Genomic DNA, 21,275 nt, shown 5'->3' with positions numbered 1-21,275 from the left:
GCGGTCAATGATGCGGGCCCGATCACCTGGGCCGCCCGCCGACCACGAAATCCGCCAGGTCGGAGGCCACCCACCGGCCGAAGCCGGTCTCAGCCTCCACCTTCCAGAAATACGGCACGCCGGCGCGCAGCCGCACGGAATCGGGGATGCTCACCGCCGTGTCGGGTGTCTCCGTCCGCCAGACGAGCGTGCCGCCGTGATCCAGCAATACCACCCGATAGCGGCCGGCGCGCGGCACCGCAGACCACATCAGCTCCCGCACCGCGTTCATATCGCCGCGCGGCATGATCGCGGTCGGCGCCACCGTCGTGGTGACGGCGGGCTCGCGATGGCGGTCGCCATCCAGGCGGCTCGAGAGGTACAGACCCGGCACGAGCAGCAACGCCACCGCGGCCGCCGCGGCCAGGGAGGCGGGCACGATCCAGGCGCGCCGGCGCGGCGCGGTACGCAGCAGGGCGGCCACCGCCACCAGCTCGTCCCGGCACTCGGCGCAGTCCGCCAGGTGGGCCTCCGCACGGGTACGCTCCCCCGCCGGCAGCGCACCATCCACGAAGGCGGCGATCTCCGCGATCTCCAGGTGGACTATCGGGCTTCCGTCAGGCATCCGCGTCCTCTGTCGAGGGCCGGGGCGCACTCAACACCCCGATCGTCACTCCATTCAACGGCTCGGCCCGGCCGATTTGCGCCGTCACGCCGGCCCGGTCACTCCCCGGCGCCGCAGGCAGTCGCGCAGGGCCGCCGTGACCTTGTCCAGCCGGCGGTAAACGTGGAAAGCAGATGCAAAGCCGAGGACTTCGGCGATGGCCCGCGCCGGCAGATCGTCCTCGAAGCGCAGCTTCAGCAGCAAGCGGTCGGCAGGATCCAGCGCCAACGAGCAGGCCTCGAGCAGCCGGCGAAGCTCGTCCGCCTCGATGACAGCCGCGGCATCCTCGTCCGATGCTCGCACGTCCGCGACGTCCAGTTGTTCAGCCAGCAGGTCGGCAAGGCGCCGGCGCAGCGGGCTGGCATCCGCGCCGGCTTCCGGCTGCCGGCCGTAGCGGATGCGCCTATGGTCGAGGCACAGGCGGCGTGCCACCACGACCAGCCAGGTGGTGAACTTGGCGTGGGCAACCGTTTGGTAGGCGCGCAGCCGCCGGCACTGGTCCGCTCGCAGCCCCTCGAGAACCTGGGTGTACGCATCCATCGCGGCGTCGTGGTCGTGCGCCACTGACCGCGCGGTGTGGAGCAGCAGGCGGCTGTAGGCGGCGACAAAGTCGTCCCAAGCCTGTTCGCGGCTCGCCGGGTCGGCGGCTTCGAGCAGGCGCGTGAGCTCGGTAGGAAGCGAGGCGCGCACCGGTGTTGGAGAGGAGGCGACTCTATGGTACGTCACCGGCTGGAAAGCCGATAGCGCGCGGACCCGCCCAGGCGCGAGCGCCGCACCCATCGCGCCCGCGCCCCGGGTATATTTGTGCCCGCCCATGGACGCCCGTCACATCCGCAACTTCTGCATCGTGGCCCACATCGACCACGGCAAGAGCACCCTCGCCGACCGGTTGATCGAGGCGACGGGCACGCTCTCCAAGCGCGAAATGCGCGCCCAGGTCCTCGACACCATGGACCTGGAGCGGGAGCGCGGCATCACCATCAAGCTCAACGCGGTGCGGATGTCGTACGCCTCCCCCGATGGCGGCGCCTATGAGCTCAACCTCATAGACACGCCGGGCCACGTGGACTTCACCTACGAGGTCAGCCGGTCGCTTGCCGCGTGTGAGGGCGCGATCCTCGTGGTGGATGCGTCGCAGGGGATCCAGGCTCAGACGCTCTCGAACTTGTTCCTGGCGCTCGACGCGGGGCTCGAGATCATCCCGGTCCTCAACAAGATCGACCTCCCTTCCGCCGAGCCGGAGAAGCGCAAGCAGGAGATCCACGACCTGATAGGCGCCGACCCGGACGAGATACTCCTCGTCTCCGCCAAGGAGGGGCGCGGTGTTCCCGAGCTGCTCGAGGCCATCGTCGCGCGCGTCCCGCCGCCCGCCGGCGACCCGACGGCGCCACTGCGCGCGCTCATCTTCGACAGCTACTACGACCGCTATCGCGGCGCGATCCCGTCCATCCGCGTGGTGGACGGCGTCCTGAAGCCCAAGATGCGGATCGCCTTCGGCGCGCACGACGAGACCTACGAGGTGGACGAGGTCGGCTACCTCCAGCTCGGCCAGCGGCCCACCGACCAGCTGAGCGCCGGCGAGGTGGGCTACGTCCACGCCAACATCCGCGAGGTGCGCGACACCCGCGTGGGTGACACGGTCCTCGACGCGGACCGCCGCGCCACGAAGCTGCTCCCCGGCTACCGCGACGTGAAGTCCATGGTGTTCGCGGGGCTATACCCCACCGCGCCGGAAGCCTACGAGGACCTGCGGGACGCGCTCGCCAAACTCCAGATGAACGACGGGTCGCTGCACTACGAGCCCGAGTCGTCGGTCGCGCTGGGCTTCGGCTTCCGCTGCGGCTTCCTCGGCCTCCTGCACATGGAGATCGTGCAGGAAAGGCTGGAGCGCGAGTTCGGCCTCGACCTCATCACCACGGTGCCTAACGTGGAGTACGACGTCTACCTCACCGACGGCTCCAAGGAGATCGTCGAGAACCCGAGCAAGATGCCCACCGGCTCCGAGGTGGACCGCATCGAGGAGCCCTTCGTCCGCGCCCGCATCATCTCGCCCGCGGACTACATCGGCGGGCTGATGAAGCTGGGCCAGGAGCGGCGCGGCACCTATCTCGGGATGAAGTACCTCGATCCCGTGCGGGTCGAGTTCGAGTGGGAGTTCCCGCTGGCCGAGATCATCCTCGACTTCTACGACCGCCTGAAGACCCTCTCGCGCGGCTACGCCACGCTCGATTACGAGTTCGGCGGCTATCGCGCCAGCGACCTGGTGAAGCTCGACATGCTGATCAACGGCGACTCGGTGGACGCCTTCAGCGTGATCATCCACCGGGACAAGGCATACGAATGGGGCCGCAAGCTCGCCGAGAAGCTGCGCGAGCTGATCCCGCGCCAGCTCTTCGAGGTGGTGATCCAGGCGGCCATCGGCAACAAGGTGATCGCGCGGGAGTCGGTGCGGCCGCTTCGGAAGAACGTCACCGCGAAGTGCTACGGCGGCGACGTGACGCGGAAGCGCAAGCTCCTCGAGAAGCAGAAGGAAGGCAAGAAGCGGATGAAGCAGGTCGGCACCGTAGAGATCCCCCAGGAGGCGTTCCTGGCGGTGCTGAAAGTCGAATGACGGAGCGCGGGAGCGAGCCGCGCCTGGTGCGGCTCCCGGACGGCCTGGCCGCGCCGCCGCTCGAGGACGCGACCGGCGAACCGCTGCCCGCCCCGCGGCCCTCGGGACGCATCAGCCGCTCCATCAGTCGCGGGCTCGTCATCCAGACCGCGTTCCATGGGGACGTGATCCTCACCACGCCGCTGATCCGCCGGGCCGCCGAGCGGCTCGGCGCGCCGGTGGACGTGGTGACGATCCCCGCCGCCGCGCCGGTGCTCGCGAACAACCCGAGCATCCGCGAGGTCATCACCTTCGACAAGAACGGGAAGGACCAGGGCATCGGTGGGTTCGTGCGGATGGTGCGGAAGCTGCGGGTGCGCCAGTACTCCGTCGCCTACCTCGCGCAGGCAAGCCCGCGCTCGGCGCTGCTAGCCGTGCTGGCGAAGATCCCGCGGCGCATCGGTTTCCGGGGCGCCAAGGGCCGGTGGTTCTACACCCACGAGGTCTGGACCCGCGGCGAGCCGCACCAGGTCGAGCGGCTCCTCGCCCTCGCCGACGGCGCGCCCGAACGTCGCGAGCCCGAGATCTTCCCCTCGGCCGGCGAGCGCGAAGCGGTGGACCGGCTCCTCGCTGAAGCGGGCATCACCGGCGCGTTCGTCGCGCTCGCTCCGGGTTCGCAGTGGGGCACGAAGCGCTGGCCCTACTACGCCGAGCTGGCGCAGGCGCTCATGGCCGAGGTCCCGCTCGCGATCGTGGGCGGGCCCGGCGACCGCGCCGACGCGCGCGCCATCCGTAACGCCCTGGGTGACCGCGGACAGCTCGCGGACGGGACCGGGAAGCTCTCGATCCTCGCCTCGGGGGAACTGATCCGCCGCGCGAGCGTCCTCGTCTCCAACGACTCGGCGCCGGTACATCTCGCTTCGGCCGCCGGCACGCCCACGATCGAGATCTACGGCCCGACGGTCCCGGCCTTCGGATTCGCCGCGCGGGCGCCGTGGTCGCGCGTGGTCGAGCCCGATCCCATGACGTGCCGCCCCTGTCATCACCATGGACCCGTGGTGTGCCCGCTGGTGCATCACCGTTGCATGCGGGACACCCAGGTGGGTCGGGTGCTGGCCGAGGTGAGGACGGTGCTCCAGATTGTGCGGACTCGTGGGAGGAGGTCGTAGTGCGGTTCATGGTCGGCGTGGATCTGGGTGGGACGAACATCGTGGTCGGCACGGTGGCGGAGGACGGCTCGGCGCTCCACGGCGTGCGCGCCGACTGGACCCGCCCCGAGGAGGGCGCTCCGGCGGTGATCTCGCGCATCGCGCGGCTGGTCGATGAGTCGATCGCGGAGGCGGGGCGCGTGGCAGGCATCACGCGCGACCGGATCGCCGGCGTAGGCATAGGCTCGCCGGGCCCGCTCGACCGCGAGGCGGGGATGGTGCTCGTCACGCCCAACCTCGGCTGGAAGAATCTTCCGCTGCGGCAGCTGGTGAGCGACGCCACCGGGCTTCCGGCCACCCTGGACAACGACGCCAACTGCGCCATCTACGGCGAGTGGTGGGTGGGCGCGGCGAAGGGCTCGCGATACCTGGTCGGCATCACCATCGGGACGGGAATCGGGGGCGGGATCGTGCTCGACGGAAAGATCTACCACGGCGCGGGGGACGCGGCGGGCGAGGTCGGGCACATGACCATCGACTCGACGGGGCGGCGCTGCAAGTGCGGCAACTACGGCTGCCTCGAGGCGTACGCGTCCGGGCCCGCGATCGCGGCGCGCGCGGTCGAAGGGGTCGAAGCGGGCGCGGACACCACGCTCCCCGACTACGTGGGTGGTGACCTGGCCAAGATCACCGCGCAAACGGTGTACGAGGCGGCGCACGACGACGACGACTACGCGCTCGAGGTGGTGCGGGACACCGCCAAGTTCCTGGGCGCCGGCGTCGCCAACCTCATCAACATCTTCAACCCCGACACCTTCGTGATCGCGGGCGGGGTCACGCTCGCGGGCGACAAGCTCTACACGCCGCTCCGGGCCGAGGTGAAGCGGCGCGCCTTCAAGCCGGCCTGGGAACGCTGCAAGATCGTGCCCGCTGAGCTGCCGGGGACGGCCGGGGTCTACGGCGCGGCGGCGACCTTCAAGATGCAGACCTGGGGCGAGGTGTGAAGCGCCTCGGCGTCCTCGGAACCATGATCTGGGACACCATAGTGGGCCGCGACCCCGGCGCGGCACCGGTCGAGGAGTGGGGCGGCATCAGCTATTCCCTCGCGGGCCTCGACACCTCGCTGCCGCCGGACTGGCAAGTAGTGCCGATCGTCAAAGTGGGGAGAGACCTCGCGCCCCGGGCGCAGGAGTTCCTGCGCTCGCTCTCGCGCGTCGCAAGTGAGGCGCGATTCGCCGAGGTCCCGGACCCCAATCCCCGCGTCAGGCTCAACTACACCAGCGACGAGCGCCGCTGCGAGGGACTCATCGGCGGCATCCCGACCTGGACCTGGGAGGAGCTGGGGCCGATGGTGATGGGCCTCGACGCGCTCTACGTCAACTTCATCACCGGCTACGAGTGCGACCTCCCCACCGCGCGGTCGCTGCGGCAGGCCTTCCACGGCCCCATCTACGGCGACCTCCATTCCCTGGCGCTCGGACGCATGGATGACGGCACGCGCTTCGAGCGGCCCATCGCGGAGCCGCTGGAGTGGCTCGCGTGCTTCGACGTGGCGCAGCTCAACGAAGGCGAGATGGACCAGCTGGGCGACGAGCCCCTCGCGCTCGCCGCTGGGGCGCTGGAGCGCGGCGTCTCGGCGGTGTGCGTGACGATGGGCGGCCGCGGAGCCGTGTACCTCGCCGCCGGCGACTTCACTTCGCTCGCCACGCCGGGCTTCGCCCACCGCCGCGCCCAGCGCTCCGTCCGCGGCAGGCCGATCGTGCGGACCGCGCTGGTGAAGACCGAAGGCTCGCCGGTCTCCGGCGACCCGACCGGCTGCGGCGATGTTTTCGGCGCGACCCTCATGTCCGCGCTTCTCGCCGGCATGGACCTGGAACCCGCGGTGGCCGCGGCGAACCGGATGGCGCGACGCAACGTCAGCTATCGCGGGGCCACCGGCCTCCAGCGCCACCTGCGAGGCGCTCTTTCGGGCGTGAGGACCTCGTGAGCACCGTGATCGACGTCCCCGCGCGCCTCGACGACTGGTCGTTCGAGCAGTTCGCGGCCTCCTTCGCGCGGGCGGAGGGCGGCGCCAAGGTGATCGTGGACGCTCACGCCTGCGAGTGGATCTCGCCCTTCGGCTTCGTGGGCCTCCTCGCGGCGGGCCAGGCGCTGACCGAGAGGAACGGAGCACAGCCGCTGCTCACGGTGCCCCGGGACCGCGACGTCGCGCACTTCTGGTCGCGTTGCGGCTTCTTCACGCAGGCCCGTGAGCTGTTCGAGATCCACGGCGTGGTGCCCAAGGTGCGGGCCGCGCCGACCACCGTGCTCCTCGAAGTCACCGCGGTCCGCGGCGCCAACGACGTCCACGCCGTGGTCAGCCACATCCAGGAGCGCTCCGCGGCGATCCTCACCGGCGAGCTGAGGCTCGACGCGAAGGCGACGATGGGATTCGGTATGGCGCTTTCGGAAGCTTGTCAGAATATTGTGGAACACGCCGGAACGGGCGGTTGGGTGTCCGTCCACGCGTACAACTGGCGACGTCTCGGCAGGCGCGTCGTGGTGATCGCCGTGGCCGACGCCGGCGTGGGGTTCCGGCACACTCTCGAACCGACGCAGGGCAAGAGCGTGGGCGAGCGCTGGGGCGACGGCGCCGCGCTGGAGGCGGCCCTGCTCCGGAACGTCAGCCGGTTCAGGGACCCGGGCCGCGGGCAGGGGCTCGCCGGGATCCGCCGGTACCTGCATCGCTGGCAGGGCAAGATCACCATCAGGAGCGGCACCGCGCGCATCGCGATCAACCCGCCGTGGGAAGAGGACGTGCCGCTCACCGAAGGTCTCGCGCCGTTCCCCGGCGCGCAGGTTCAACTGGTCATTCCCGCGGGGGCGCAGGAAACGAAGTGATCACCGAGATAGACGTGCGCGCGGTGCTGTCGCGCAGCGTGGCCGAATTCCACTACGACCTGGTGACCCGTCCGACGGGCCGCGCCGTGCGCACCTCGATCGAGACGCAGCTGCGGCAGTACCACGGCATGAACGTCGTGGTGCTCGACTTCTCCGCGGTTCGCCTCATAGACTGGTCCTGCGCCGACGAGATCGTGGCCAAGCTCCTCCAGGCATCGCTGGCCACGGAGTCCCCCGTCTCCGAGTTGTTCTTCGTGATCCGCGGTGTCTCCGAGCACAACGCCGAGCTGCTCGAGGAGGTGCTGCTGCGCCACCAGCTCGCGATGGTGCTGGAGGAGAGCGGCACGCTCCGCCTCCTGGGCCTGGTGGCGGAACGGGCGCGGATGGCGTTCGAGCGGCTGGCGGCGCGCGGCAGCGCCGCCGCGGACGAGATGGCCGCCGACCTCGCCTGCACGCTCGACGAAGCGAAGAGCCTTCTCGACGACCTCGTAGGCCGGCGCCTCGCGACGCGCTCCGCCGAGCGCTACCTCCCGCTCTCCGCCGCCTAGACCGCGGGATGAAGCGCCGCACGCACGGCCCCTCGACGATCGCGATCCACGGCGAGGGCGGCGCCCATGCCGCCGCCGACCCGGTCGCCGCGCCCATCTACCAGTCCAGCACCTTCGTCGCTCCGTTCGGGCCCTCCGAGGAGGTCCTCTACACCCGCTACGGCAACAACCCCAACCAGCTCCGCCTCGCCGAGCGGCTGGCGCGCCTCGAGGGCGCGGAGGCCGCGATCTTCGTGGGGAGCGGCATGGGCGCTACCGCGCTCGCGCACCTCGCCGTGCTCCAGCCAGGCGACCACATCCTCTCCAGCGAGTGGATCTACGGCGGAACCCGCCGGCTCTTCACCGAGGACTTCGCGCGGCTGGGAATCGAGACGTCGCTCGTGAACCCCGACCGGCGGCGCGACTGGCGGGCCAAGCTGCGCAAGAACACCCGGGTGATCTTCGTCGAGACGCCCACCAACCCGGTTATGCGCATCCTCGACCTCGACTGGCTGAGCATCCTCACCAAGGCCGAGGGGATCGCGCTCCTCGTGGACTCGACCTTCGCCTCGCCCATCAACTTCCGGCCGCTCGAGCACGGCGCGGACGTCGTCATCCACTCGGTGACCAAGTACCTCAACGGCCACAGCGACGTGATCGCCGGCGCAGTAGCCGGCACCGAGATGTTCGTCGAGGAAGTGCGCAGCCGGATGAAGGTCTGGGGCCAGGCCCTCGACCCGCACTGCGCGTGGCTGATCGAGCGCGGGATGAAGACCCTCGCGGTGCGACTGGCGCGCCACAACGAGACCGGGATGAAAGTGGCCACCTGGCTCGAGCAGCAGCCCAAGGTGCGGAAGGTCAACTACCCCGGGCTCCAGTCGCACCCGGACCACGAGCTCGCGGTGAAGACCCTCGACGGCTACGGCGGCATGGTGGGCGTCGAACTGGCCGGCGGCCCCAGGGCGGCGGAGCGCTTCCTGAAGGCGCTCAAGCTCATCGCCCACGCCCCCAGCCTGGGCGGCGTCGAGACGCTGGTCTCGGAGCCGCGGTTCACGTCCCACGCCGCCATGACCGGGGAGCAGCGCGCGGCGGCCGGCATCCCCGACGGCTTCCTCCGGTTCTCCCTCGGCCTCGAGGACGCGGACGACCTCATCTCGGACCTCACGCGCGGCTTGGCCGCAGCGTAGGCCCCTTCTTTCCTAGATTGACCCCGTGATCAAGTTCACATCCGTCACCAAGGACTACCCGAAGACCGGCGCCGCGCTGAAGGACGTGTCCTTCCACATAGGGAAGGGCGAGTTCGCGTTCCTCACCGGCCACAGCGGGGCCGGCAAGTCCACGGCGCTCAAGCTGATGTACCTGGCGGACCGCCCCACGGCTGGTGAACTACGGGTCTCCGGCTTCGCGACGAGCCGGATGAGCCAACGCGACATCCCGAGGCTCCGGCGGCGGTTGGGGATCGTCTTCCAGGACTTCCAGCTCCTCGAGGACCGCACCGCGGAGGAGAACGTGGCCTTCGCGCTCGAGGTGACCGGCGCCCGCAGCTCGACCATCGGACCCCGGGTGATCCGGGTGCTGACGCAGGTCGGCCTGGCTGGCAAGGCCAACCAGTACCCCCGCGAGCTGTCGGGCGGCGAACAGCAGCGGGTCGCGATCGCCCGGGCGCTGGTCAACGACCCGCTGGTCCTTATCGCGGACGAGCCGACGGGGAACCTCGACGAGCGAGCCACGCGCGGCATCGTGCAGCTCCTCAAGGACATCAACGCGAGCGGGACGGCGGTGGTGGTGGCCACGCACGACCTGGACATCGTGCGGAGCGTGAAGGGCCACCTGATCGAGCTCCAGCACGGCGGGGTCGCCTACGATTCCGCGGCGGACGCCGCGCCGGCGGAGGCGGCCCCGACATGAGCCTGGTCCTGCGCGAGACCGCCCTCGCATTCAAGCGCGCGCCGCTCCTCTCGGCGCTGTCGGTCACCACGATCACGTTCTCGCTGTTCGTGTTCGGCCTCTTCGGCCTGGTCGCCGTGAACATCCGCCGCACCATCGGCGACGTGGCGGAGCGGGTCGAGGTCGTGGCGTACCTCAAGCGCGGCACGCCCATCGAGACGGTCACGATGGCCTCGCAGGACATCGAGGCCTTCCCCGAGGTCCAGGCCGTACTGCACGTCACGGAGGAAGACGCGCTGTCCCGCGCCCGGCGTGACCTCACCGAGTTCAAGGACATCTTCCAGGACCTCGAGACCAACCCCTTGCCCGCCTCGCTCGACGTGCGGCTGAAGCCGCAGTTCCGCAACGCCGAGCACGCGGCCACGGTGGCAGAGCGGCTGCGGACCTACGCCTTCATAGACGACGTGCGCTACGGCCAGGACTGGGTCGAGAAGCTCGACCGGCTGCGCAACATCGCCGGCGCCGTGGGCGCCGTCGTGGGCGCGGCGTTCGCGCTCGTGGCGATCATCATCATCTCCACCACGATCCGCATGGCCGTGCTCCAGCGCAGCCGCGAGATCGCCATCATGCGGCTGGTCGGCGCGACCGACGGATTCATCCGGCGTCCGTTCCTGATCGAGGGGCTGCTGAAGGGTCTCCTGGGCGGCCTGGGCGCGGTGGCGCTGTGCTACGGCGCGTACGCGCTGATCGATGCCTACTTGCTGCGTGCGGCGTTCTTCACGTCCACCCAGGCCCTGCTCGGCGTAGCCGCCGGCGGGCTGATCGGCCTGGTAGGCAGCACGGTCAGCGTCGGCCGGCACCTGCGGAATGTGTAGCGGGCACCGGGGCACGGGCGCACGGCGATCCGCCACCGCAACCGCGCTGGTTTGGGCGCTGTCTCTGTGCCTCGGTGCCTCCGTGCCCTCTGGTATCCTCGCGCAGCAGCCGGCGCGGGACAGCACGCTCCAGCGAAGCCAGCAGCGGCTCCTCGAGATCCGGCGCGAGCGCGAGCGGCTACAGCAGGAAATGGAGCGGCTCCGGGGCCGGGTGCACTCGCTCGCGAGCGAGCTGACGAACATCGAACAGCAGGTCCAGACCACCGGCCGAATCGTCAGCGAGCTGGACCTCCAGGTAGCCGCGATGGGGTCCCAGATCGAGCGCACCACGGCCGACCTCATCGTCGCCGAGGACGCACTCTCCGAGAAGCGGGCCATCCTCGAGCACCGCCTCTCCGAGATCAGCAAGCGCGGGTCGCTCTACGCGGCCCAGGTCCTGCTCGGCGCCGAGTCGTTCGGCGACCTGATCTCGCGCTACAAGTACCTGTACCTGATCAGCCGGCAGGACCGGCAGCTGGTGGCGGAGGTGAAGGCGCTCCGCGACCGCGTTTCGGACCAGCGGGACGGTCTCCTCAACCTGCGCAACAGCCTGACCAACCGCCGCGAAGAGCGGGCTCAGGAGAACGAGCGCTTCCGGCAGCTTGAGCAGCAGCGCCAGCAGAGCCTGCGCGACTCCGAGCGCGAGCAGCGGCGGATGGAGGCCAGGTTGGCTCAGCTGGTCCGGGACGAGTCGCGGCTCAACGGCCTCATCGTCGAGCTCGAGCGCCGGCGTCTGGCGGCCGAGCGCGCGGCCGGGGCGACCGCGCGGGCCGGCACCATCCGGACCTCGGACCTGGGCCAGCTCGACTGGCCGGTGAACGGTGACATCATCTACCGCTTCGGACGGCAGCAGCTCCCGAACAACACCACGATCCGCTGGAACGGCATCGGGATCGCTACTCCCACCGGGACACCGGTCAAGGCGATCGCGGCCGGGACAGTGCGAGTGGCGCAGCCGCTGGGCACCTACGGTCTCTCGGTGGTCATCGATCACGGCGGGGGCTATTACAGCGTCTATGGCTTCCTGGCTGAGGCGTCCGTCCGGCAGGGCCAACAGATCCAGCGCGGCCACGTGATCGGCACGTCGGGCGGTGCCAACTCGGACCATGGCCCGCACGTCCATTTCGAGATCCGCGGCCAGGGCGGGGCGGCACTCGACCCCATCGCGTGGCTCAGACGGCGGCAGTGACCGCGGACCGCGGCGACCGGGTCACCAAACACTGCGACACGTGCGGCCGTTTCCGGGCCTACGATCCCGCGGATGGCTTCTGCGTCGTCTGCGGCTACGAAACGCTCTCCGCGGAGTGCGGCTGCGGCCGCGGCTTCGATTACGCACTCGCCGAGCCGGAGGGGGGGCAGCACTGCCCCCGCTGCGGCACGGATTGGCGCTCCGCCAAGGGTGCCTGGTAACCCAGCCAACAAGACGCAGCCCCAAGGTTGCGCTCCCGCGCTCCCGCCGTATTCTTTCATGCCATGTCTGACGACACCCTCCTGACTCTCCGACAGCTCGGCGTCGAGCTCGACCTCCCGGAATCTACGGTTCGGTACTACCGGGACGCCTTTCTCGACCACATTCCTTCGGTAGGGACGGGGCGCCGGCGCCGGTACCCGCCGCAGGCCATTGCGGTCTTGGGCTCGATCGCGAGGAGCTACGCGTCCGGCCAATCGAAGCGCGACATTCTCCGCTCGCTGGACCAGCATGCGCCGCGCACCGCCTCGGTGGCATTGCCCACCCAGAAGGTGGCGCCAACGCGGTCGCTGGAAGAAGTGACCAACCTCGACCTGCTCGCCGCGATACTGGACGGCGAAAGGGAGCAGAGGGACGCGCTGTGGCAGATGGCCAAGGAGATCGTGCGGCTCTCTTCGGTGCTCGAAGGCCAGGACAAGGTGCTGGTTGAGATCGCCGACCGGGCCGGCGTGACGGTGCCCGGACGGAGCCTGAGCGCGGCCAAGGCGCCCGCGCCGGCTCTCGTCGCCGCCAAGCGCGCCGCCCCCACCGAGAGCTTCGCGCCGCCGCCCTCGCCACCCCCCCCGCCCCCGCCACCTCCCGCACCTCCACAGCCGGTATCAGCGCCGCCGGCACCGGAGCCGACTCCGGCTTACAGCGCGCCGCCTCCACCGCCTCCACCGCCGATCCCCGAGCCAATTCGCATCTGGCCGGAACCGGCCCAGCCGGTCGCGCCGTTGGAACCGTCGTTCATCGGGGCGAATCCCTTCTCGGGTATCGAGGTCGAGACGCCGGCTGCCGAACCCGGATCGAGCCCGCCGCGAATAGGCGGTTCGCATGAGGACGTGGGAGATGGCGGCGACATGGAGCGCCTGCGCCAGGAGCTGGAGGCCGAGCGGGCGCTGGTCGAGCGGCTGCGCGAGTCCAAGCTCAAGCTTGAGCACCGTGCCGCGGACGCCGAGGCCGCGCTGGAGCACGGTCGCGGCAAGCGCTCCTCGGTGATCAATCGCTTCCTCCGACGAGGCGAGCAGGACAGTGAACGGTAGGAAGGAACGTCGCAACGGGCAGGCGGCCGATACCGCCGCGCAACGCGCCGCGGGGCAGGAGGCCGCTGCCGCGGTCGCCGCGCCGAACGACGAGGCGCCGGCTATCCTGCCCTCCGGCCGCATTCCCACGGTCGGCATGCGCGAGATCGTGGCAGCGCTGCACCGCCGCCGCGCCCGCCGTCGCGAATCCGCGAACGAACTGCGCCACGCGCTCGGCCTGCTCTCCGACAGCGTGGATCGTCACCTCGAGCGAATCGCGGAGCTGCGGGCCGCGGTCGAGGCTCAGGGCGGCAACCTGGAATCGCTTCAGTACTACGACAACGTGATGGCCAAGCTGCGGAACGAACTGCGATCCGTGGAACTGGCGCTCGCGGACGCGTTCCACTCGGCGGCGGAAGCGGACGGCGGGCCGGGGCGGAGCTAGGCCCCCGAGGCGTGCGCGACGGCGATATGGTCGTCGGCCGTGGCCTTCGCGCGCACCAGCGCGCTGTTGGCCAGGGTGAAGAGGTCCTCCGTCCGGAGGACTTCAGGATGCGGGAAGGACACGATGCCGGCGGAGAAGGTCGGGCGCCCGTCGGCCTGGGTGGCAAAAGTGTGCTTGAGCACCGTAGCGCGAAGCCGCTGAACGAAGTTCCGGGAACCGCGCGCGTCGGTCTCCGGAAGCAGCAGGGCGAACTCGTCTCCGCCGTACCGCGCCACGAAATCGGGAGATCGCAGCTCGCGCTGGAGCAGGTGCCCCATCTCGACCAGTATCGTATCGCCCGCCGGCGTCCCCAGCCGCTCGTTGACCTCCCGGAAACGATCGAGGTCCAGCAGAACGAGACAGAAGCGCAGCCGGTACCGGCGCGCCCGCTCGAACTCGTCCTTGATCCGCCGGGCGAGCGCGTCGAGGCTCGCGCACCCGGTCATCGCGTCCAGCTCACCCGCCCCGCTCTGCCGGCGGAAGATCGCGGCCCGCCGCTCCTCGTTCTCCAGCACCTTGGCCGCCGCTTGAGCGATGGTGTCGGCCAGCGCCACGTCACGCGCCGTGAGGTCGGGGTCGCCGTGCTTGGTGCGCAGGAAGAACACCCCGGCCGGCGCTCCCTGCACGAAGACCGGCAGCGCCACCGCGGAGCGGATGTTCACCTCGATGGACTGCGCCTCCCATCGCTCCCTGATGGACGCGAAGAGAGGATGTTCCTTGATGTTCTCGATGACGACGGGCCGCTCGGTCCGGAGCGCCTCGCGGAGCTCCGGGTACTTGTCCAGCTCCACGCTGATGTCGCGCGCGGCGCTGTTCTCGTACACGGCCACGACGCGCCCGTGACGCTCCCCCGGCTGGGTGAGGACGAACGAGCAGTGCGACAGCCTGAGCGCCTGGCCTACCCGGCGCACCAGCGTCTGGAAGATCTCCTCGGCGCGCAGCGAGGCGGAGACTTCCTGGAAGATGTCGAACAGCAGCTCGCGCTGTCGCAGCGACGCCCGCAGATCGTGCAGGTCCTGGTGCAACTGGGTGATGCGCGCGATACGCGCCTGGAGCTCGTCCGGCCGGATGGGCGCGGCGAGCGCGTCGTCCGCCCCGGCCCGGAGCAGGTCGGCGAGCACCTCAGGGCGTTGCCCGGTGCTCACCGCGACCAACGGGACATCCGATCCCTGCGCGGCGTTCTTGAACGCCAGCACCTGCTCAGCCGCCTCGGGGCCCTCGGTGGCCACGCACAGCAGCACGGCGTCGTACCTTTCTTCCGACGCCCACCGCCCGGCCTCGGCGCCCTCGGACAGCTCGTCCACGCGGAAGCCGGCCTGGTTCAGCGCCGGCACGAGATCCGCGGGCCGCGCGGACCGCTCGCCGACCAGCAGGAGCTGCAAACGGAAGATTTCGGTCAAGCAGGCCCCATGTCTGACAAACTCCGGGGTGAACGTAGTCCGGGGCGCGGCCGCTCGCAAGCGACGAGAAAGCGGAGGCTTCCGAGCCGTGGACGCTGACCAGCCCCGCCTCGCGCGCCGTAGCATGGTCCGGCGCCAGCTGGCCGCGCGTGGCATCACGTCCCCTCGCGTCCTCGCCGCGATGGCCACGGTCCCCCGCCACCTCTTCGTGCCGCCGTCCCTCGCCCGCGCTGCTTACGACGACGCGCCGCTCCCCGTCGGCGAGGCTCAGACCATCTCCCAGCCCTACATGGTCGCGCTGATGACCGCGTTGCTGCGGCCACGGCGCACCCATCGGGTCCTCGAGATCGGTACGGGATCCGGATATCAGACCGCGATACTCGCGCATCTCGTGCGGCGCGTGTACACGGTCGAGCGCCTTCCCTCGCTCGCGGACAGCGCCCGGCAACGCCTCGAGTTCCTGGGCTACCAGAACGTCGAGTTCCGTATCGGCGACGGCTCGCTCGGATGGCCGGACGAGGCGCCGTTCGACGGAATCGTGGTCACCGCGGCGGTGCCGCTGATCCCCGCACCGCTCATCGATCAGCTCGCGCCCGAAGGCCGCATGGCCGTTCCCGTGGGGGACCGCGCGCTCCAGGAGCTCATCGTCGGCGTGCTCGCGTCGTCGGGACTGGCTACCTACCGCGCGGGCGCCTGCCGATTCGTACCCCTGATCGGCGCGCACGCCTTCACGCACTAGTGTCGAGCCTCCGCGCGCCGGACCGGCTCGGCGCCCACATCTCCACGCAGGGCGGCGTGACGCTCGCGCCCGGGCGCGGGCGCGCGGTCGGCGCCACCGCCATCCAGGTCTTCACCAAGACGCCCAACCAGTGGCGCGAGCGCGAGGTGGACGCCAAGACGGCGCGCGAGTTCGAGCGCGCGTGCAGCCGTCACGGTATCGCCGTGGCGGTGAGCCACGACTCCTACCTCATCAACCTCGCCTCCCCCGACGAATCGCTGCGCGCGAGGTCGCAGGCCGGCTTCGTCGCGGAGCTGCGCCGCGCCGAGCGGCTCGGCCTCGCGTACGTAGTCTCCCACCCGGGAAACTTCATCGACGACCGCGAGCGGGGGCTCGCCCGCAACGCCGCGGCCTACGCAGAGTGTCTGGCCGCCGCGCCGGGCCTGGTGAAGGTCGCGATCGAGACGACGGCGGGATCGGGCACCGCCCTCGGCTCCAGCTTCGAAGAACTGGCCGACCTGGTGGACCGGATGCCGGCCCGCGCGCGGCGCCGCGTGGACTTCTGCGCCGACACCTGCCATCTCCTGGCCGCGGGCTACGACCTCGTGGGCGACTTCGAGGGCGTCTGGCGCAGCTTCGACCGCGCGCTGGGGCTGGACCGGCTGGCCGTGCTCCACCTCAACGACTCGAAGGGCGCGCTAGCCAGCCGTCTGGACCGCCATGCGCTCATCGGTGATGGGGAGCTGGGACGCACCCCCTTCCGCAACATCATGGTGGACCCGCGTTTCCGCGGCGCGATCAAGGTGATCGAGACGCCGAAGGGAGACGATGAGGTGACGAACGACCGCCGGATGCTCCGGCGTCTCAGGGCCTATGGCCGCGCTCGATCGAACCCGGCCGGAACTTTGAGTCCCGCAGGGTGATATGGTATCCTTCGACATGCTGAGGACGGGCCGGTACCCCCTGTTGCGGCGCCTGGCGCTGGTGGTCGCAGTCGCGCAGGGGCTGCTCTACGCCGGAGCCCCGTTCGCGGAAGCACAACTGGAGCACCCACCGCAGCAGGCCGGCATCGAGCGCAACCACACTCACGCGTGCACCGCGCTCCATCAGCCCGACAAGTGCGTCTTCTGCCAGCTCGCGACCATGCGGGCGCGGCGCGCGGAAGCGGTTGCGGTTAGCGCCGGGGGTCGCACGACCGCGGTTCGAACCGCAGGTCGCGAAACCTTGGAGCCGGAACGCAGCGTCCATCGTCCCACCCGCTCCAGAGCCCCGCCCGTTTTCCTCGGCTGACCTGCGGGTGGCGCGCCATGCGCCGCCCCACTCCGGACCAGGAACCTGTTACGATGCATTCCATACGACGACGAGCCGTCGCGCTCGCCGCGACGACATTACTGTGGGGGGCGGGACTCGCCGCCCAGACACCGGCCGATTCGGTCGCGCGTCGGCAGCAACGCACGCTCGATTCACTCGCGGCCGTGGTGCGCGCGCTCCAGTCCCGGCTCGACAGCTTGGCCTGGGCCCGCTCTGATTCCTCCGTCGGCGACGACCTCGCGGCCCTGCGTGCCGCCGCCGCCGCTGCCGGCGACTCCGGGGCCGCCGCTTCCGCGGCGCCGTCGCAGGCCCGACTCGGCCTTAACGCGCTCAATCCCGAAATCAGCGTCACGGCCATCGTGCACGGGTCGGTGCTGCGACCGGGGCCGCAGACCGAATCCTTCGACGCGCGCGAGTTCGAGTTCTCCTTCCAGTCCGCGCTCGACCCCTACTCCTACACGAAGATCTTCGCCTCCGTGACCCGGGAAGGCGTCGACATCGAGGAGGGCTACGCGTACTGGTCCGGCCTCCCCGGGCGCCTCCGCCTGGACGTCGGCAAGTTCCGGCAACCGGTGGGCGAGCTGAACCGCTGGCACCGCCACGCGCTCCCCGAAGGCGAGCTTCCCCTCGTGCACCAGCTCTACCTGGGCGGAACCGAAGGCCTCGCGGGGACGGGCGTATCGCTCTACTGGCCGCTGCCGTTTTCCGGCCGCGCGGGAGCCTTCGAGCTGACCACTCAGGTCACTCGGGGGACTAACACCACGCTCTTCGCCGCGGGGGATCGTCCGAGCTACCTGTCGCAGCTTTCCGGCTTCTGGCAGTTCAGCCGCTCGACCTACGGGCAGTTGAGCGCCACCGGCCTGTACGGGACCAACCCGGACTCCAGCCTCGAGACCACGCTCGGCGTGCTGGCGGCGCGATTCAGCTGGCGCCCGCCGGCGCAGGCCAAGTATCGCGAGCTGACCGTCCGCGGCGAGCTGTTCGCGCTCCGCCGCCGCTTTGACGGCGGCGGCCCGGCGCGCCTCGGCGGCTACATCGGCGGGCAGTGGCGCCTGAACCGGCGGTGGATCGTCGGCGCGCGGGGGGACTACGTGGAGAGTCCTGACCCCCTGGTGGCGTCGCACGAGTGGGAGACGCACGCGACGCTCACCTTCTGGCAAAGCGAATTCGTGTACCTGCGCGCCCAGTGGACGCACCGTCGCGACGCGGCCGCGCTCGATTCCGAACGCCTCGCGCTCCATGCGGTCTGGGCCATGGGGCCACACAAACACGAGGTCTTCTAGCATGATACCCATCCTGCTTCACGCCGTCGCGCTCGCATCCGCCTTCGCCGCGCCGCAGAATCCCGTGCGCGTCGTCTCCTCGCTCACCACGTACGGCGCCATCGCCCGGGAGATCGTGGGCGACCGCGGTGTCGTCACCTCGATAGCCGAGGGCGACGAGGACCCGCACTTCGTCCAGCCCCGGCCGAGCTTCGTGCCGGCCCTGCGCCGGGCGGACCTCTTCGTGACCACGGGGATGGACCTCGAGCTCTGGGTTCCGGCGCTGCTAGACCGCGCGAACAACGGGCGCGTTCGGGAAGGCGGGCCGGGGTACGTGGCCGCCTTCCAGGGCATGAATCTGCTCGAACTGCCCGCCTCGCTGAGCCGCTCGCACGGCGACATCCACATCTACGGCAACCCGCACATCCACACGGACCCGATCAACGCCATCATCATCGCGCGGAACATCCTGGCCGGCCTCCAGCGCGTCTCGCCGGAAAACTCGGCCTTCTTCGCCGGTCGGGAGCAGGACTTCGAGCTGCGCGTCCTGCGCGCGACCTTCGGCGACGACCTGGTGCGCATCGTCACGCCCGCCGCTCTTTTCAGCCTTGCCAACAGCGACCGCCTGATGCCATTCCTCCAGAGCACCAACTACCAGGGCCAGCCGCTCAGCGCCCGCCTCGGTGGCTGGATGCAGCAGGCCCAGGCGTTCCGCGGCCGGCAGATGGTCTGCTACCACAAGGAGTGGGCGTACTTCAACCGGCGCTACGGCGTTGAGTGCGTGGAGTACATCGAGGCCAAGCCAGGCATCCCGCCCACGCCCCGGCACGTGCAGGAGGTCATCGCGATGATGCGGGACCGGCACATCCCCGTGCTCTTCGCCTCCAACTACTTCGACAGGAATCAGATCCGCCAGGTGGCGGAACGGACTGGCGCGACGGCCGTCGTGGTCCCCGAGAACACTCACGGCGCGCCGGGCGTGGAGACCTACTTCGACCTGATGAACACCTGGGTGACCCAGCTCGCGCGCGGCTTCGCCGGCGGCGCCCCGACGGAGGCACGGTGAGCGATTTCCTCGAGATCATGTTCCGGCCGTTCGTGGCCTGCATGATCCTGGTGGCGATCCACTCGTACCTCGGGCTGCACGTCATCGCCCGGGAGGTCATCTTCGTGGACCTCGCCCTCGCCCAAATGGCCGCGCTCGGCACGACCACCGGCTTGCTGTTCGGCGTGGCGCGTACGTCCCCCGCGGCGCAGCTCTTCGCGATCGGCGCCGTCATCCTCGGGGCGGCAATCTTCGCGGCCACGCGCACCAAGGACCATGGTCGCGTGCCGCAGGAAGCGATCATCGGCATCGTCTTCGTCGTGGCGTCCGCGGCCGCCATCCTCATCGCCAACCAGGTACCCAACGGCGGCGAGGCCATCAGGGAGATCCTCGAGGGGACGGTCCTCTGGGTAACCTGGCCAACGATCGTCAGGCTCGTCGGCGCCTACGTCGGCCTCGGCGCGTACTTCCTCATCATGCGCAAACGCTTCGAGCTGATCTCCTTCGAGCCCCATGCCGCCGAGGCGAAGGGCTGGCGCATGCGCTGGTGGGACTTCTGGTTCTACCTGGGCTTCGGCCTCGTCATCACATTCTCCGTGCCGATCGCCGGCGTGCCGCTGGTGTTCAGCTTCCTGGTGGTGCCCGCGGTCACCGCGTTCATGTTCACGAGTCGGCCGGCGCCGCTCACGATCATCGCGTGGACGACCGGAGCGGTCGCGTCCACCGGAGGTCTCGCGCTCTCCTACTGGAACGACTGGCCCACCGGCCCGGTCATCGTCTGCACCTTCGGGCTGGTGCTGCTCGGTGCGGTGGTGGTGAAGCGGCTGCTCATGCGAGAGACGGCGGCAGCGTGAGAAGGGGCTGGTGGATCGCCACGTCCGCCGCGCTGGTGGTCGGCGTTGCGTGCAGCGACAACGTCGGCCCCGGCGCCTGCTTCGAGCCCAACGTGTCGGGTTACGGATTCTCCCTGGCGTCAGACACGGCTTTCATCTTCCGCTGGCCCGGCTCCTATCTCCCGGTGCGCATCTACGCCGAGCCGGTGGGCGAGCTGCAGGCGAACACGGTCGCGGCGATGCAGCTCTGGGCGAACGCGTTCCGCTGCAACGAGCTTTCGATGACCCTGACGTCCGACTCGACCCAGGCCGACATCATCATGCGCAACCCGCCGGTCCTGCCGCCCGCCGCGGGAGCTGTCGTCGTTGCGGCGGACTCGGTGGGCGCCTGCCGCGGCGTCACCCAGTTCGACACGCTGAACACGGCCCTCGACGCGCCCATGCACGCGTACGTCTCGCCGGTCTCCACCGACTCGGTCGCGGTCGCCGGGTGCTACCACTTCGTGACCGCCCACGAGCTGGGTCACGCCCTCGGACTGCTCTCCCACAGTCCCGACGTCGCGGACCTGATGTACCCGCAGCCCCGGCGCCGGTCGCTCACGCCGGCTGACAAGTACACTATCCAGCAGCTCTACCACACCACCCCCACGATCGGGCCGAGGCCTCGGTGAGCAAGGCGCGCGCGATAACCGAGGCGGACGTCCGGCGCGCGGCCGGCGGCGCCCGCACGCTCGCCGTGGCGAAGGGCGCGGTCGTGACGCCCGCGGCGCGGGACCTGGCAAAGCAGCTCGGCGTGGCCCTCGTCAGTACGGGTGACGGGAGCCGGGAGCCGGGAGCCGTACCTTCCACGCGCGACGCGGGTACGGCTCCCGCCTCCCGGCTCCCGACGATCGCCCTCGGCGCCGACCACGGCGGATTCCCGATGAAGGAGCACCTGAAAGGTGTGCTCGCGGAGTTGGGACATGATGTCCTCGACGTGGGCACCTTTGGCACGGACCCCGTGGACTATCCCGACTTCGCCGTTGCTGTTGCCAGAGCCGTAGTGGACGGCCGGGCCTGGCGGGGGATCATGGTGGACGGCGCGGGGATCGGAAGCTCGATGGCGGCCAACAAGGTGCCCGGCGTGCGCGCGGCCCTATGCTACGACCTCACCACCGCTGC

The 21,275-nt window shown here is 70.2% G+C and carries 24 protein-coding genes and 1 riboswitch; of the genes, 21 read left to right on the top strand and 3 right to left on the bottom strand.

The features are described 5' to 3' along the window. Positions 1–22 precede the first annotated feature (22 nt). Positions 23–604: a zf-HC2 domain-containing protein gene (locus Q8Q85_15970; protein MDP3775757.1), complete on the bottom strand. Its 582-nt coding sequence runs from the start codon at positions 602–604 to the stop codon at positions 23–25. An 84-nt stretch (positions 605–688) separates the two neighbouring features. Then, on the bottom strand, positions 689–1,369 hold the full coding sequence (locus Q8Q85_15965; protein MDP3775756.1) for a sigma-70 family RNA polymerase sigma factor: 681 nt from the start codon (positions 1,367–1,369) through the stop codon (positions 689–691). A gap of 88 nt (positions 1,370–1,457) precedes the next feature. On the opposite strand from Q8Q85_15965, the gene lepA reads away from it, so the two are divergent. From lepA to Q8Q85_15900, 13 genes are all read left to right on the top strand, one after another. Further along, positions 1,458–3,254 (top strand): translation elongation factor 4, encoded by a 1,797-nt coding sequence (gene lepA, locus Q8Q85_15960; GenBank protein ID MDP3775755.1) that lies wholly within the window; start codon positions 1,458–1,460, stop codon positions 3,252–3,254. Then, positions 3,251–4,402 carry a glycosyltransferase family 9 protein gene (locus Q8Q85_15955; protein MDP3775754.1) on the top strand — a complete coding sequence of 384 codons (1,152 nt, stop codon included), beginning with the start codon at positions 3,251–3,253 and terminating at the stop codon, positions 4,400–4,402. Before lepA ends, Q8Q85_15955 begins: the two co-directional genes overlap by 4 nt. 8 nt (positions 4,403–4,410) lie before the next feature. Beyond that, positions 4,411–5,385 (top strand): ROK family protein, encoded by a 975-nt coding sequence (locus Q8Q85_15950; GenBank protein ID MDP3775753.1) that lies wholly within the window; start codon positions 4,411–4,413, stop codon positions 5,383–5,385. Continuing rightward, positions 5,382–6,368 carry a carbohydrate kinase family protein gene (locus tag Q8Q85_15945; GenBank protein ID MDP3775752.1) on the top strand — a complete coding sequence of 329 codons (987 nt, stop codon included), beginning with the start codon at positions 5,382–5,384 and terminating at the stop codon, positions 6,366–6,368. Before Q8Q85_15950 ends, Q8Q85_15945 begins: the two co-directional genes overlap by 4 nt. After that, entirely contained in the window at positions 6,365–7,261 is an 897-nt protein-coding gene (locus Q8Q85_15940; protein ID MDP3775751.1) for an ATP-binding protein, read from the top strand. Before Q8Q85_15945 ends, Q8Q85_15940 begins: the two co-directional genes overlap by 4 nt. After that, positions 7,258–7,809, top strand: a complete 552-nt coding sequence (locus Q8Q85_15935; protein MDP3775750.1) for a hypothetical protein — start codon at positions 7,258–7,260, stop codon at positions 7,807–7,809. The genes Q8Q85_15940 and Q8Q85_15935 overlap by 4 nt, the downstream gene beginning before the upstream one ends. A gap of 8 nt (positions 7,810–7,817) precedes the next feature. Beyond that, a complete protein-coding gene (locus Q8Q85_15930) occupies positions 7,818–8,975 on the top strand; it encodes an aminotransferase class I/II-fold pyridoxal phosphate-dependent enzyme (GenBank protein MDP3775749.1) in 1,158 nt (385 codons plus the stop codon). Between the two features lie 25 nt (positions 8,976–9,000). Next, entirely contained in the window at positions 9,001–9,696 is a 696-nt protein-coding gene (gene ftsE, locus Q8Q85_15925; protein MDP3775748.1) for a cell division ATP-binding protein FtsE, read from the top strand. Continuing rightward, positions 9,693–10,550 (top strand): permease-like cell division protein FtsX, encoded by an 858-nt coding sequence (locus Q8Q85_15920; GenBank protein ID MDP3775747.1) that lies wholly within the window; start codon positions 9,693–9,695, stop codon positions 10,548–10,550. The genes ftsE and Q8Q85_15920 overlap by 4 nt, the downstream gene beginning before the upstream one ends. Before the next feature lie 82 nt (positions 10,551–10,632). Beyond that, complete coding sequence (locus Q8Q85_15915) at positions 10,633–11,778, top strand: peptidoglycan DD-metalloendopeptidase family protein (GenBank protein MDP3775746.1); 1,146 nt, start codon at positions 10,633–10,635, stop codon at positions 11,776–11,778. Next, a complete protein-coding gene (locus tag Q8Q85_15910; protein ID MDP3775745.1) occupies positions 11,775–11,999 on the top strand; it encodes a hypothetical protein in 225 nt (74 codons plus the stop codon). The genes Q8Q85_15915 and Q8Q85_15910 overlap by 4 nt, the downstream gene beginning before the upstream one ends. A gap of 63 nt (positions 12,000–12,062) precedes the next feature. Beyond that, entirely contained in the window at positions 12,063–13,082 is a 1,020-nt protein-coding gene (locus Q8Q85_15905; GenBank protein MDP3775744.1) for a MerR family transcriptional regulator, read from the top strand. Further along, positions 13,072–13,506, top strand: a complete 435-nt coding sequence (locus Q8Q85_15900) for a hypothetical protein (protein ID MDP3775743.1) — start codon at positions 13,072–13,074, stop codon at positions 13,504–13,506. Before Q8Q85_15905 ends, Q8Q85_15900 begins: the two co-directional genes overlap by 11 nt. On the opposite strand, the gene Q8Q85_15895 is transcribed toward Q8Q85_15900, so the two are convergent. Then, entirely contained in the window at positions 13,503–14,945 is a 1,443-nt protein-coding gene (locus tag Q8Q85_15895) for a diguanylate cyclase (GenBank protein MDP3775742.1), read from the bottom strand. The two genes, Q8Q85_15900 and Q8Q85_15895, sit on opposite strands and share 4 nt — an antisense overlap. A gap of 88 nt (positions 14,946–15,033) precedes the next feature. Between Q8Q85_15895 and Q8Q85_15890 the strand changes: the two genes are divergently transcribed. The 8 genes from Q8Q85_15890 to Q8Q85_15855 form a co-directional block, all read left to right on the top strand. Next, a complete protein-coding gene (locus tag Q8Q85_15890) occupies positions 15,034–15,684 on the top strand; it encodes a protein-L-isoaspartate(D-aspartate) O-methyltransferase (GenBank protein MDP3775741.1) in 651 nt (216 codons plus the stop codon). Further along, positions 15,684–16,586: a deoxyribonuclease IV gene (locus Q8Q85_15885; GenBank protein ID MDP3775740.1), complete on the top strand. Its 903-nt coding sequence runs from the start codon at positions 15,684–15,686 to the stop codon at positions 16,584–16,586. The genes Q8Q85_15890 and Q8Q85_15885 overlap by 1 nt, the downstream gene beginning before the upstream one ends. A 1-nt stretch (position 16,587) precedes the next feature. Further along, positions 16,588–16,953, top strand: coding sequence for a hypothetical protein (locus Q8Q85_15880; protein MDP3775739.1), 366 nt, complete (start codon positions 16,588–16,590; stop codon positions 16,951–16,953). Between the two features lie 53 nt (positions 16,954–17,006). Then, a complete protein-coding gene (locus Q8Q85_15875; GenBank protein MDP3775738.1) occupies positions 17,007–18,257 on the top strand; it encodes a hypothetical protein in 1,251 nt (416 codons plus the stop codon). A gap of 65 nt (positions 18,258–18,322) precedes the next feature. Next, a riboswitch (guanidine-III (ykkC-III) riboswitch) is annotated at positions 18,323–18,387 on the bottom strand. Beyond that, entirely contained in the window at positions 18,373–19,302 is a 930-nt protein-coding gene (locus Q8Q85_15870; protein MDP3775737.1) for a metal ABC transporter substrate-binding protein, read from the top strand. It overlaps the preceding riboswitch by 15 nt. Then, positions 19,299–20,135: a metal ABC transporter permease gene (locus Q8Q85_15865; GenBank protein ID MDP3775736.1), complete on the top strand. Its 837-nt coding sequence runs from the start codon at positions 19,299–19,301 to the stop codon at positions 20,133–20,135. The genes Q8Q85_15870 and Q8Q85_15865 overlap by 4 nt, the downstream gene beginning before the upstream one ends. Beyond that, a complete protein-coding gene (locus tag Q8Q85_15860) occupies positions 20,132–20,785 on the top strand; it encodes a matrixin family metalloprotease (GenBank protein MDP3775735.1) in 654 nt (217 codons plus the stop codon). The genes Q8Q85_15865 and Q8Q85_15860 overlap by 4 nt, the downstream gene beginning before the upstream one ends. Beyond that, a partial coding sequence (locus tag Q8Q85_15855; GenBank protein ID MDP3775734.1) for an RpiB/LacA/LacB family sugar-phosphate isomerase occupies positions 20,782–21,275 on the top strand: 494 nt, incomplete at its 3' end. The genes Q8Q85_15860 and Q8Q85_15855, both read left to right, overlap by 4 nt.

It is taken from the genome of Gemmatimonadales bacterium (genome assembly GCA_030697825.1).
Taxonomy (GTDB): domain Bacteria; phylum Gemmatimonadota; class Gemmatimonadetes; order Gemmatimonadales; family JACORV01; genus JACORV01.
Note: the sequence above shows the minus strand (reverse complement) of the source record. Positions and strands in the feature narration are given on the sequence as shown.